This window comes from Zobellia nedashkovskayae (assembly GCF_015330125.1).
Classification (GTDB): domain Bacteria; phylum Bacteroidota; class Bacteroidia; order Flavobacteriales; family Flavobacteriaceae; genus Zobellia; species Zobellia nedashkovskayae.
This window is the reverse complement of record NZ_JADDXR010000002.1, coordinates 3,131,489-3,145,388: the sequence shown is the minus strand read 5'-3', so window position 1 is coordinate 3,145,388 and position 13,900 is coordinate 3,131,489. Positions and strand designations below refer to the sequence as shown.

Sequence of the window (13,900 nt, the reverse complement as noted above, 5' to 3'; positions counted from 1 at the left end):
GGATTTAAAAGAGATAAATTAATTCTTAATTGGCTTGAGCATTCAGAAACGTGATGCGGCGCATTACTTCTGATTTCTCTCCCATAAACTCAGGATTTATTTTACTCTGATCAATAGAGAATTTATATCCATAAAGATCCGAATTTAGAAGTACAATGGAATTTAAAATCAATAATGCTTCAGTTTCAAATTGGGCGGAATAAAGAGCATTAAGCATAACCGGAGCTGGATCTGCTGCTCTAATAACCCCTAAAAATTCTGCAGCCCTTACCCTATTGATTGCCTGCACATCATTCCGTGCTATTTTATTGATATCCGGAGTTAAAGCTTTTATTTCTTCACCAAAACTACTACAAACAATTAGTGCCCAATACCGCTGCCATGGATCCGAAGATATTAATAACTCTTTTAATTGTGCTTGTACAACTGTAGCATCCTCCAACATTAAATTGGCGGTTGATATGTACTTTTGAATATCACCTTTATGAATCCTTCCAAGCTTCACAGGATTATCAAATGCATTTTGGACCAGATAGAATTCAGGATAAAAAGAAAGGTCAGGCATACCACTAATCCAATCATTCAATAGACCGCGCATCTCTTTTAGAGTAGTTTCAAACTTAATATCACTGGCCAAATTTGTGGTTTCATACGGATCATTTTCTACATCAAATAGCATTTCCGGAGCACGTGATTTGAAAAAAGTGGATTGTACTTCATTTAACTTTCCTTCTTCGTTCATTTTTTTCCATTCGCCATAAGCCGCTTGCTTGTAACGGTATTCGTTCATTAATCCGTCAAAATTAAACGGATTAAAACTTCTTATGTATTTGTACTTTCCCTTACGCACGGATCGCACCATATCATACTTTTCATCAAACCGATCGGCATACCCATAGGTTACATTTTCTTCACTCAATTTGTTGGCATCAACACCATTACCTAAAAAAGGTTTCCCATCTATTTGTTCGGGTATTTCTATGCCTGCCAAGTTCAATACTGTGGGTGCCAAATCTATAAAACTAACAAAGCGATCTGCTTGACTTCCTGTTTTTAAGTCCACCATATCTTTGTAATTCTGGGGAATCCTAACCACCATGGGTACATGAAGGCCTGTTTCATATAGATACCCTTTACTCCCCGGCAGTACACCTCCATGATCTCCGTAATAGAAAATAAATGTATTCTCTAATTGACCATCTGCTTCAAGCTCTCTGACTACCTCACCCAATTGACCATCCATTTCAGCAATTTTATCACGATAACGGGCATTTGTATAACGAAATAGCTTTGTATTAGGGTGATTAGGTTGCACCGTATAGTCCTCTACATTTGCTGTTGTAGGTGCATCTTCTATATCACTTTCCGGAAAATGAACTCGAGATTCATGTGTAGTTCCTATATTATGTACATAGAAAAAAGGTTGATTATCCTTGCGGTTTTTCCAAGTTCCTTTTGACGATGATTCGTCCCAGACATTATCACTTTTAATAAAATTATAATCCTCTTTGCTATTATTAACCGTGTAATAACCAGCATCCCGTAAATATGCCGGAAACATTTGTAGAGAGTCTGGCATAGGTACTAATTTTGAACGCCTGTGAAATTGAGAACCAGTTCGTGGTGCATAACAGCCAGATATAATAGTGGATCGCGCCACGCTACAAACTGGTGCATTGGAAAATGCTCTATTGAATTGTACCCCTTCTTTTGCCAAAGCTTCAATATTTGGCGTTTCAATCCCGTTTTTATCAAATAGTTGTAGGTAGTGCTTTGAGTTATCTTCCGAAACAATCCAAACAATATTGGGAGGAGAATGATTTACTTTATTTTGTCCTTTACAGGATAAATTTAATATTACGATGAATACAGTAAATAGGGATTTGAATTCCATAAAACATAAATTATTTTGATTTGAAACAAATTAGAAAGTTCATTTGGTTCAAGCTTCAAAAATGTAATATATCTTTTGAATTCTTTGCTACTATGGGTTAAAATTGTAGAACAAAAGTCTTTTGTATAGAAATTGTTGCGTTTTTAGAACCTCTTTCTTTTTTTGATATGAACAATTTCTTAAAAATTAAATAAGAAAATGGTATTGGAATTGAAAACTTGAAATACACGTTTTCAATCTTTTCTCTTAACTATTAAAAAGTAAAGTCTCTTTTCAAGGCATAAAAAATTTAACTGAAACCTACTCGTATAAGCTCAATTTATTTTTAAGCCTAATCATCTCTTCATTAGCTTTTTCTATGCGTTTCAACAAGCGCGTAATGACCTCAACACCTTCAAGGTTAATATTCAAATCTGTGTGCAGCCTCAGCACTTTCTCGGCCATAGGAAGTTCCTCCATAGGTATATATGAGCTATCACTACGTTCTATGATGCTTACAAGGCCAAATTCGTTCAACTGATTTATAACCGTTGTAGAAATACTATGACCATTACAAAATTCGGTAACCGATACATATTCTTGTTGTTGCATAATCTTAGTTTTTAAGGGATGCTAATTGTTTGAATAGTTCTTTCTCTTTATCGGATAGATTGGTAGGGGTTTGAATGTTGTAAGTGATGTAAAGGTCTCCGAACTGGCCTTCCTTTTTATAAATAGGAAAACCTTTACCTTTTAATTTTACCTTGGTTCCACTTTGGGTTTCTGGTTTAACTTTAAGTTTTGCTTTACCATCAAACGTATCAACAGTAATTTCTCCACCTAAAACCGCAGTGTACAAATCAACATCAACATCTTTATACAAGTTATTTCCGTCTCTTTTAAATGGCGTATTGTTATCAATAATAAACTTTAAGTATAGGTCGCCCTTTGGACCATTATTTCGGCCTGGTCCACCATGACCCGGTATTTTTATGGTCTGTCCATTTTCAATTCCTGCCGGTATGGTAAGTCTTATATTCTTACCATTAACGGTTAAGGTTTGTTTTTGCGTTGTAAAGGCGTCTCGCAAATTTAGGCGTAACTGGGCATTGAGATCTTGCCCCCTAAACCTAGTTTGTTGCCCTCCACGTTGTGAGAAACCGCCGCCTCCACCGCCGCCAAACATAGATTCAAAGAAATCGGAAAAATCACCCCCGCCAAAATCTTGGCCATACTGCTGGCCGCCACCACCTCGTGAACCCTGTTGTGCTTTTGCCTTTTCAAACTGCTCGGCATGCATCCAGTCTTTACCGTACTGGTCGTATTTTTTTCGGTTTTCAACATTTCCTAAAACCTCATTGGCTTCATTTATCTCTTTAAATTTTTTTTCGGCAGTTGCATCATTTGGGTTTACATCAGGATGGTACTTTCGTGCCAATTTCCTGTATGCTTTTTTAATATCTTTTTCACTAGCCTTTTTAGGCACGCCCAAAACCTTATAATAATCTACATAGTCCATCTTGATGTCAATTTAAAGAGTGACGCTTATCACAGCATGAAATTAACTAAAAATCCCCTCTAGGTCAAGCCTTTTAAAGATTGTTTTTAAGAGAGTAAAATATAAATAAGAACACATGATTTGGGTCATTTATCAGAAAATAAAATATAAAAAAACCATAGGATTGCAGTTTAAAAAGAGGGAACTACCTATGGTTTATATATCTAAATCTATTAAATGCCCAATTACAAATGTGGTTGTAGCAAATTAAAGTACCTCTTACTTTGCAACCGGTTTATAAATTCGGATCCAATCTACTTTAAACGTATTGTTATCTAAATTCTCTAACTCTCCATCAGTTGGGGTAACCGTTTGAGATTGTAATCCTGATGCTGGTGTAGATCGCCAGGTTTGGTCTTCGGTGTTTATAATGATATCCATTTCTTTACTGAGACCGGTACGGGTATCTACTTCTATGTTTCCGGGGTCTGATGTGTTCGTAAAGTATTTAGGGTCTATCATATCCTTTCCTGAAACGGTGCGCACTAATACCCCATCTATATAATACTCTAAATACCATGGGTTTTTCCAGTAGACACCATAGGTATGGAAATCTTTATTCCATACGGTACCGTCTTCAAACCAAGTTCCTGCATCTTTTGGTTGATAGTCTTGAAAAGGTTCCCTAATAAATACATGATGACTAATATGTATTTTTTTTGAAAAATAGGATTGCTCTTTTTGGGCACTTTCAGAATAGTCTGCTCCATAGGCCTCAAGGATATCTATTTCTTGGGTGTCATCTTCACTTAACAACCACACATCTGAAGCTAGGGTTGAGTTCATAACCTTTGCACGTGCTTCTATGTAAACAGGATAAACTACTCGCGTTTTTGAAGTAATACAGCCCATATTAATCTTTTCTGAGCTTGGTTTACGCGTGGCCCACATTTGTAATTGCCCGTTTGCCACATAAGAATGTTCTCTTTTCCATTCCGTAAGGCCCGGTCCGCTCCAGTGGTTATGATAAAAATCATCCCACTTTTCAAGGAATTTATCTCCTTTATTATCCGCAGGAGCATCATACTTAAAATCATCGGAAATTTCTTGAAACTCCCATGTCATATCCACCCCGGCATCTGCCGGTACAGGAATTTCTTTATAGTCAACTTCTTCGGATATTTCTTGCACAGGCTCTATTTCTTTTTCTTCTTCCTCAATCTGATTTTGCGTAACAGGTAATTCGGACGAATTATCAAATTTTGAACTGGTACCGCAACTATACAATAAGGCACAGCAAAACACCAATTTCAGTGGATTTAAGCTCATTTCTTTTAATATTTTAAATATTTAAATTAAATTCTAATAAAAAGGGAGAATCTCTCAATTCTCCCTTAAACTCAAACAAACAACATTGTGGGGATTATGGTCGTTCTTCTTTTTCTACAATAGAAAAGTCATCATAATACACTGTCATATCTGTAGTTTTATCCGCATTTGGAATAATCCTTAAATAAAATTGAGACAACGGTGTTGTACTTTGATAATCTGAGGTGTGTGTAGTCCACTCTCCTACTGGATGGGCAAAATTGTTCCAAAACTGGAAACCCCAATTCTGTAATAAGAAAAGACCGGTATGTGTACCGCCATCTGTACCTACACCACCTGGCGCTATATACATTTTATAGGAAACGATATAGGTCTTGCCATCTTCAAAAATGATAGGATTAGCGAATGCTGCACCAGCTTCTGCATTATCTTGACCTGCCTCTACTTTTAATTTTAAGCTGTATTCACCTGTGGCAGCTTGTTCCGTAGAATATTCAGCAGTTCCTTTATTGCTCCAGAAAGGAGCCCAACTGTCCGCCCCTGTTTCTAAACCGGCAATATCTGCAGGTATTAAATTAACCGAACTCATTAGTACAGGTTCATCTGTAAATGGTAATGCCTCTCTAGTATCCGATGATTCTATGCTACCACCTGAATAAGAAACCGTAATAACATCTGGGCGATATATTGGAGCCGCTAGCTTAATATCCATTTTTGTAGCATCATCTGCATTAACTGCAACGGAAGCAACTTCAAAAGCCTCTCCGTTTACCATAACAGTAAAAAACTCTTCTTGGCCACCAAAAGGTGTAAACTCTCCATTAAAAGGAACCTGAATAGTTTCATCCTCTAGTTCCTTAACTTCTCCTGTAAGCTCAAAAGGTTTAGAAGAAGGTATAACCTTGATTGGTGCATTCACTACATAAGTTGCAAAATCACCAGGAATGTTCTGCCCTGTACGAGATAAATTCATAGTTGCACTAAAGCTTCCCAATTTATTGAAGGCAATGTTAGCAATTGCATCGCCGCTACTACCTACAACAGGATTCTCTACAACTTCCTCACCCGGTTTTAACGCTTTTCTTATGCTCCAAGTACGACCGGTAGGCTCTCCTATAGTAGAGAGATCTGTAAACTCCATTGTATTCCCTGCTTCAATATAAATGGTATCCCTAGCTTCATGATTTACAACCACATCTCCATTTCTTACCTTTATTACTGGAACAAGTTTAGGGTAGACCTTAACCATAAAAGTAGTATCAATAACAAATAGGTCTCCTTCTTTTTTTGCAGCCATCTCATAATCTACATTATCACGATTCCCCTTAAAAACAACCATTTCATTAAAGGTGTTGTATAACCTAACTTTTTTCATTCCCGAGGTTTGAAAGAGTACATGCACCGTCTTTTCAAACGAGGTTGTGGTTCTAGGTTCTATAATAAAGGGGTCTAAGATAGAATCTGTTCTATCTATTGGTCCTTCAAGAAAGACATCCGTTTTTTCAATTCTCCAGGAATGGGCCTCCGCACCTTGAGATAAATCGGTAAAGGACAAATACTCATTTAAATTTACCTGGAGGTCGTTTGCCGTACCCTTACTCGTATAAAAACCTACATCCGAAAAAGGAAAAGGAGCCTCATATTCGTTGTCGTCGCATCCCACGAAGAGGATGGCAAAAACGGCTAATATTCTTATTGCGTTTTTCATTTTTTGCTTTTTTAATTTCTTGTTTTTGGCATTGTTCATTGATTTAATCATAGTATCCTTCAATTCTAATTATTCAATTGAGGGTTAGATATGATTTCTGAATTTGGTAAAGGCCAATATTCATGGATTGATGAATTGTAATTCACCGCAGCCTGTTGAAACTCATTCCAATTTTCATCAATATCCGGATCACCTGCTGGTAATTCCTTTACAATAGAAGCCCATCTGGTAACCTCTTTACCATCCTCATCCAAAAGGGGATAATGATCTGCTGCATAACGTTTTTGGGCAAGCTCTTTAAAACGTTCTGCCTTTATGCCCCATCTTCTAAGATCAATATTTCTGTTACCGTCACCTTCTGCAGAAAGCTCCAACGGCAATTCCTTATACATAAGATGCTCCATTAAACTTTGGGCATCGTAAGCAACATTGTCATGATCGTTTGCTGGGAACTCTCCGGTTCCTGCCAAGCCCAACAATTGAACTCCTGATCTTCTACGTACTTTGTTGATATAGGTAAGTGCTTCATCTACGTTGCCTAATTTTATCTGAGTTTCTGCATATTGCAAATAGATTTCTGCTAAACGAATTAAACGCTCATTAACACCTGATCTAACTTTACCAGGTGACAGCTCTTCCTCAGACCTAGTGATGTCCCAGTTGGTGTGTTTTCTCCAAAATGCAGTCATTTTAACATTAAAATTTGAGGCTTGTCCTGTTTCGTCTCTCAGGTAATACCCCATATCCGTATCGTCAACCAAAGCAACTGACCAAGATGTTCTTAAACTAAACTTTCTAAAGCCTTCATTACCCTCTTCATCAATAACCTTATTTCTAGGGTCTGAGAAATCTAAAGGTTCATTTCTATATTCTAATATTAACCAGTTGGCAACAACAGCTCCGAACCATGTTCCTGCTCCTCCTGTAAATTGTCTAACATATGCTGAATTTGCAACATCTCTACCATCCCAAGGACCTAACTCATTTTTGAAATCTAAAGAATACCCTACTTCTAAAATAGATTCTTCGTTAAACTCATCCATAGTAGTAAAGTTGCTACCAATATTTGGAGTCAAAGAATACCCAAAATTGTCAATCACATTTTTAAAATTTGTGGAAGCGGTTTCATAATCACCTTCATAAAGATAGGATTGCCCTAAAACCGCTACGGCTGCACCCGCAGTTACACGGCCTTTGTCTTTATCCTCCCATGAAATCGGTAAATTTTCCGCAGCAAATTTTAAATCTTCTAAATAAAATTTCTTTACATCCTCTGCTGGTGAAACCACTTGGTAAAATTCATTTTCTTCTATAGGTACAAAATCATAAATTGGTACAGCTCCCCCGTTAAAAGAGTTATATAGATTAAAGTACAAATAGCCTCTTAGAAACCGTGCTTGCGCAAGGATGACCAACCCATCTTCTATCTCTTTTTCCGTAGTATAGGTTTCTGCCAACACAGCAGCCGCCTCAATGACTTGATTTGCCCTAAAAATAGCTGTATAGTTTGCACTCCACTTATTGTTAGGTACAGAAGAAGCTTCATTAAAAACCTGTAAGTAATACTCGTTTGTATTATTTGGTCGCTGATAACCACTTGACCAGGCTAAGTCAGTTCTAGCAAGTTCGCCAACTAAATTTATAGTATTTGAATTCGCGAAACCCTTATAACTCGCGACTAAGCCTTGTTCTAAATCTCCATTGTCTTTCCAAAACGTTTCTGTAGAAATCTGATTTGGATTGGTCTGTTCCAGAAAATCATCTGAACAGCCCAAAATTGCTAACATGGGCACTAGTATAAAAAGTAACCGTTTTGTTATCGTTGTTTTCATAACTATCATTTTTTCATTTTTTTTGTCGGAATTGCTCTTCTTCATCTCAAATCTCATTAAAATTCAATTTGAAGCCCGGTTCGTATTTGGGAGCTTACCGGATAAGTTCCCTTATCGATTCCTCGTGTACTTAGGCCGTTATTACCCACTTCTGGATCATATCCATCATATTTGGTAATCGTTAACGGGTTCTGTGCCGCAACGTATATTCTGAATTTTGTTATGCCTAGTTTTTCGGTATAATCTCTAGGAATCGTATATCCTAAAGAAATATTACGCAACCTTACAAAAGTGCCATCATCCAACCAGTAATCTGTTTGGCCTCTATAATTGTTGTGGGTTGCATTTCTATTTACTGGAATATCCGATGTGCTATTTTGCGGTGTCCATTGGTATACCAAATCTTGGTGGTTCCCTACCTTATAAGCCAAGGCTTTGTTCCCGTTTATGATTTCGGCACCGAATGAACCATACCATTGCATTGAGAAATCTAATGCTTTGTAATTGGCTGAAAAGTTAAAGCCCATTTCAAATTCTGGAGTACCACTACCCATATATTGACGGTCACCAATACCAATCGTTCCGTCTTTATCAAAATCTACATATTTTAAGTCTCCTATTTTGGCATCTGGAACAATCGCTTGGTACGTAGCCAATTCTTCCTCGGTTTTAATAGTACCGGCAGTCTCCACCAAAAAGAAAGCTCCACCTTCATAACCTTCTGCCAAAGCGGTAACCAAATCCTGATCATTGTCATGCCCAGAAATACTACTATCATCAAAATATATGATTTTGTTACTACCGCTCATTTTGGTAATGATATTATCATTTCTGGTGTAAGTAAGCCCAGCGTTCCATGACACTTTACCTGAATGTTGATAATTCATGGCGAATTCGACACCCTTGTTGGTCATATCGCCAACATTTAAAACTACTTCAGCATTATTACCGCCTCCTGCTGTTGGAGGTAACAAAACAGGAAATAACATATCTTGTTTCTTGGTTTCGTAAATATCTCCTGAAAGTGTCAATTTATTATCAAAAAAGCCCATGTCGAAACCACCGTTTAACGATACCGATGTTTCCCAACGTACCTTAGGATTGGCAAATCCGGTTTGAGTAGCCCCTAAAATTAAATTTTGATTGGTTGCAACACCTAGAACATAATCATTATCCAGTGTAATTGTAGGCGTATAGGAATAATCAGCAATACCTTGGTTACCAGTGGTACCTCTACTAGCTCTTAATTTAAACGAAGACACGGTACTCTTTAAAGGATTCCAGAACTTTTCGTCAGAAACATTCCAACCTGCAGAGACAGAAGGAAATACACCCCATGGCTCTTCTTTAAAACGAGAAGATCCATCTCTTCTAACAGCTGCGCTCAAAAGATACTTGCCTTTATAATTGTACTGAAGTCTGGCCAACATACCAATTAAAGTACTTTCGCGATCTTGAGTCCATTGATTGTTTCCTGATCCTACATTTGGATCTGATGTTGCGCCGTTAAGAACAACTACATCATTTGAAGCTAAATCACTTTTCTCAGCAAAAAACTCTGAATAGTTATACTTCTCTGAAGAATAAACTCCCGTAAAATTTATATTATGATCTCCAAAACTTTTTTGATAGTTCAATATATTCTCCCACGTAAATTTCTTTGCTAGTGAGCTCATATTTCTAACCTTTGAGCGCTGTGAAGTTACCTCTGTTCCGTCATCTCTATATGCTGTGAATTTTGGATTTATGGTAATTCTTGTTCCATTATCGTAGCTTGTTGCAATTCTTGAAGTAAACTTTAAGTTATCTGTAAAGCTATAAGTTAAACTCAAGTTGCCATCAAAATAATTGTTCTCTTGATTATCCTCTTGTAAAAATCTGTATCCCAAATAAGATAGATTGGTAGCTCCGTTACCATCAGGTCCTGCATTATCTAAAACACTAGAACCCGGGTCTATGTTTGGACTGTATGCAGTATACTTTATAGCATCACCAAGTAGACCCCATGGAGCATGTTCCCTATTTTCTACCCTAAAAGACAAACCTGTTGTAATGTTCCATTTTCCTTTTACGAACTGGGTATTAGCCCTAACATTAAAGCGGTCATATCCAGATTTGATAATTACGCCCTCTTGGTCAAAATAATTACCCGTTACGTTGTAAGTAAGACCATCTTTTCCACCAGAAAGTGAAAGGCTATGGTTTTGAATTGGCGCCATGTCATTTTGAACAAGTTGTACCAAATCCGTATTGTTTGTAAGAAAGTGAGGACTTTGCTCTATTGTGGTCCATGTGTTACCATAACTACTGCTGTTCAATGCTGAACCTTGCAAAAATTGGACATACAACTTATCCTCTACATTAAGTAATGGAGTTGCAGAAGTAATAGTCTGTAGACCGTAATAACTATCTACGGCTATTTTCATCTGGCCTTCTTTTCCTTTCTTAGTAGTAATTAAGATTACACCAGCAGCACCTCTAGTACCATAGATTGCGGCAGAAGCCCCATCTTTTAATACATCTATAGTTTCAATTTCATTGATACTCAATTTTGGATCTCCATCAAAAGGGATACCATCTACAACGTACAGTGGCCTATTCGCTCCATTAATAGATGTAAGTCCACGAATCATTACGTTCGCTTCAGAACCAGGAGCTCCTGAACTTGCTGTAACATTTACCCCAGCAATCTGGCCTTGTAAAGCAGCACCAATGTCTGATGTTGATGTTTTTAATAATTCTTCTGATTTCACCTGAGCCACAGCTCCTGTTAGCTCTTTCTTCTTCTGAGCACCATAGCCTATTACTACAACTTCGTCTAGTGCAGAAACATCTTCTTGGAGTGTTACATCTATGGTCTGCTTACCACCAACAGCTACTTCTTTGGATTTAAAGCCAATATAGGTGAATACTAAAACGGCATTAGATTCCGCATTAATTGTGTATAAACCGTCAAAATCTGTAACTGCTCCGTTGTTGGTACCTTTTACCACAACGCTTACTCCTGGTAAAGGGGCATCATCGGCATATACCGTTCCACTAACGCTTTGAGATTGTGCGGCCATTGTACTTAGACAAAAGACCAAAAACAATCCCATTTGGAAAGTGAAGGATTTAAAATGAAAAATGTGTTTGAAATTCATATAGTTTCTTGTTAAATTTTAAAAAAGACACGATTAAAAAAAGTAGGTCTAACCTTATTTTAAAAGTTGAATTCAAATTCAAGTAATGATGGATTTTCTTTATTAATTAAATCGAGACAAATGACTCCCCCATACCTTGTTATAGTTTGACATATTTAAGAGGTCATTCTAGAATTGGTATGGCTTCATTTACATGGCAAGACTTCTATTTTTATTCTGTTTTGAGTTTGAAAAAAACCATTACTTGTTCTAATTGAAATCAACATGATGTCTGTTGATTTAGTTTAGGAATACATGTTGATAAACACCCTAGAGAAAATTGGGGGTGCGTTGTTGGAGGAGAAGTGATTTTTTCTTTTCATAATTAGAGTTGGTTTAAATTGAGTAAAGGTTAATTATTGAATTATCAATTAAGAGCTAAAAAATTTACATATGCTCTTTAATAGGTGTCCAAAATAGAGATATTGTTAAATTTTGCCTAAAAAAAGTGCTTGACAAAAACTTGACAGATTCAACTTTTTTTGTCTACTTTACCCTCCCAACCCCTTAGAAATACAGATTTTAGAAATTGATCATATCATTTACAACACTACAAGAAAGCCTTCTTTTCAAATGTTAAAATTTGATTTGTTCCAACAAAAAAAATAGAAAAAAAAGCAAGAATTACATACAAAAGAATACCGCAGAGTCCCTTAAAACATTGGGTTTACACTAATTTTAACTTAGGTTGGATGAATTTATATATGCTAGAATATTTTTGAAGTATACAGAAGTAACGGCTAACTGGGAGTATAACATATGGTTTTAAATAGAACATATGTTACCCTATAGCATACTCCCATTTTACCTTCTCTTTGGTTATATGCCAATTTCAAAAAAACAAAGGGTTCTTACTATCCTAAAAACTATCAATGAGAAATTTACATCCCGATTTACCTCATCACTACATAGATATAAACCTCCTTTAATAGGTAATTTTGAAAACAAAGGCATGTTTACCAACGGGAACATTTGGTAAAATTATGTGCAGACCATCCGGTTTATTAATAAATTCTAGTTCTTGTGATGCTCCCAATAGTTCAATAGATTTGATTTCTTTTTTAAGCAAGCCACGTTCCGTACCCAAGCTTCTTATGACCGTCTCACCAGATTTTGGCCAATCTAATTGTATGGCATATAAAGCGTCTCCCTTAACCGTAAACCGAATGTCATCTGCTGTATTGTCCGGATTTTTGCGCTCACTTAAATGACCCTCAGTTACTTTTGCAGACCCTTCTCCATATACTTCCCAAGGCCTAGTACCATAAATAGCTTCTCCGTTTTGACTCAACCACTCCCCTATTTCCAGCAAGCGTTCTTGTACTGGAGCAGGTATTTCACCATTTGCTTTAGGTGTAATATTTAACAACAGACAACCATTTTTACTGACCACATCTACTAAAAAATCTATAATACGGTTTGTACTTTTATAATCGGGATTACTAATGTCACTCCATGCTTTCCAATCAATAGAGTCATCTGTTAGCCATGGAAAATCTTTCATTTCGCTCATTCTTGCGCGCTCTACATCTAAAACTGCCGTGCCTTTTGCAAAATCATAGAATTTATAAGTAGCAACTACTTCTTGGTCATTATTAACTCCGTGGTTATAATAGTAGGATAGAAATTCTTTTCGGTAAGCCTCATCAATAACATCAACCTTATTATCAAACCAAACAAGATCAGGACTATAATTATCTACAATTTCTTTTAGTCTGTCTAACCACTCTTCATTGAATTTTTTATCACCAACGGGATAGTACCGTTCGGAACCTTCATCAATTTCTTTAGTACTGAAAGGGTACTGAAAATCACCTTTTTTTAACTTTGGACCATATAAATCTGCGTACTGCGGGTCTGCGGCATCGGTAGATTCGTCCCAAGTTGGGTACCAACCAAATAACCACTGGCGGTGATATGTGGCTATGAATTTCATGTCTCTTTTTCTAATCTCTTTTGACAGTTCTCCCATGATATCCCTTTTAGGCCCCATATTTTTAGAGTTCCAACGGGTAAGTTTACTGTCCCACATAGCAAACCCATCTGCATGTTCGGATACCGGTCCTGCAAATTTAGCACCCGCTTTTTCAAAGAGATCGGCCCATTCTGCAGCATCAAATCTTCCAGCTTTAAACATGGGAATAAAATCTTTATAACCAAACTCGTTTAACGGTCCGTAAGTTTTAACATGATGCTCGTAAAAACGTTTTCCTTGTTTGTGCTCTGGGTTATTAGGAGATGTATACATCCAATGTGAATACCATTCATTCTCATAGGCTGGAACGGAGTATGGCCCCCAATGACAGTATATACCAAATTTTGCATCTCTAAACCATTCGGGAGTTTCGTGATTTCTCAAAGACTGCCAATCCCCTTCATAGCTCTTTTCTTGTGCAGAAACTAAATTCAAGGTCAACATCAATACCAATACTAAATAGATAGTTCTCATTTTTTCAAAATTTTGATCAACATTCAATG

General features: G+C 36.9%; 8 protein-coding genes. All 8 read right to left on the bottom strand.

The genetic code is table 11. The annotated features are described in order from the left end of the window. Nucleotides 1-25: 25 nt before the first annotated feature. Nucleotides 26-1,894: a sulfatase family protein gene (locus IWB64_RS13125; RefSeq protein ID WP_194534428.1), complete on the bottom strand. Its 1,869-nt coding sequence runs from the start codon at nucleotides 1,892-1,894 to the stop codon at nucleotides 26-28. Nucleotides 1,895-2,194: 300 nt separating this feature from the next. Beyond that, complete coding sequence (locus IWB64_RS13120) at nucleotides 2,195-2,485, bottom strand: chaperone modulator CbpM (protein WP_194534427.1); 291 nt, start codon at nucleotides 2,483-2,485, stop codon at nucleotides 2,195-2,197. Between the two features lie 4 nt (nucleotides 2,486-2,489). Beyond that, on the bottom strand, nucleotides 2,490-3,392 hold the full coding sequence (locus IWB64_RS13115; RefSeq protein ID WP_194534426.1) for a DnaJ C-terminal domain-containing protein: 903 nt from the start codon (nucleotides 3,390-3,392) through the stop codon (nucleotides 2,490-2,492). A 258-nt stretch (nucleotides 3,393-3,650) separates the two neighbouring features. Further along, a complete protein-coding gene (locus IWB64_RS13110) occupies nucleotides 3,651-4,700 on the bottom strand; it encodes a family 16 glycosylhydrolase (protein ID WP_194534425.1) in 1,050 nt (349 codons plus the stop codon). Nucleotides 4,701-4,794: 94 nt separating this feature from the next. Further along, nucleotides 4,795-6,408 carry a hypothetical protein gene (locus IWB64_RS13105; protein ID WP_194534424.1) on the bottom strand — a complete coding sequence of 538 codons (1,614 nt, stop codon included), beginning with the start codon at nucleotides 6,406-6,408 and terminating at the stop codon, nucleotides 4,795-4,797. Between the two features lie 65 nt (nucleotides 6,409-6,473). After that, on the bottom strand, nucleotides 6,474-8,240 hold the full coding sequence (locus IWB64_RS13100) for a RagB/SusD family nutrient uptake outer membrane protein (RefSeq protein WP_194534423.1): 1,767 nt from the start codon (nucleotides 8,238-8,240) through the stop codon (nucleotides 6,474-6,476). A gap of 56 nt (nucleotides 8,241-8,296) precedes the next feature. Further along, nucleotides 8,297-11,383 (bottom strand): SusC/RagA family TonB-linked outer membrane protein, encoded by a 3,087-nt coding sequence (locus IWB64_RS13095; RefSeq protein ID WP_226975878.1) that lies wholly within the window; start codon nucleotides 11,381-11,383, stop codon nucleotides 8,297-8,299. Between the two features lie 964 nt (nucleotides 11,384-12,347). Beyond that, a complete protein-coding gene (locus IWB64_RS13090; RefSeq protein ID WP_194534422.1) occupies nucleotides 12,348-13,871 on the bottom strand; it encodes an alpha-L-fucosidase in 1,524 nt (507 codons plus the stop codon). Nucleotides 13,872-13,900 lie beyond the last annotated feature (29 nt).

Coding starts and splice junctions, on each gene's coding strand:
- IWB64_RS13105 (WP_194534424.1), bottom strand. CDS start 6,408: ATGAAAAACGCAATAAGAATATTAGCCGTTTTTGCCATCCTCTTCGTG.
- IWB64_RS13100 (WP_194534423.1), bottom strand. CDS start 8,240: ATGAAAACAACGATAACAAAACGGTTACTTTTTATACTAGTGCCCATG.
- IWB64_RS13090 (WP_194534422.1), bottom strand. CDS start 13,871: ATGAGAACTATCTATTTAGTATTGGTATTGATGTTGACCTTGAATTTA.
- IWB64_RS13110 (WP_194534425.1), bottom strand. CDS start 4,700: ATGAGCTTAAATCCACTGAAATTGGTGTTTTGCTGTGCCTTATTGTAT.
- IWB64_RS13125 (WP_194534428.1), bottom strand. CDS start 1,894: ATGGAATTCAAATCCCTATTTACTGTATTCATCGTAATATTAAATTTA.
- IWB64_RS13120 (WP_194534427.1), bottom strand. CDS start 2,485: ATGCAACAACAAGAATATGTATCGGTTACCGAATTTTGTAATGGTCAT.
- IWB64_RS13115 (WP_194534426.1), bottom strand. CDS start 3,392: ATGGACTATGTAGATTATTATAAGGTTTTGGGCGTGCCTAAAAAGGCT.
- IWB64_RS13095 (WP_226975878.1), bottom strand. CDS start 11,383: ATGAATTTCAAACACATTTTTCATTTTAAATCCTTCACTTTCCAAATG.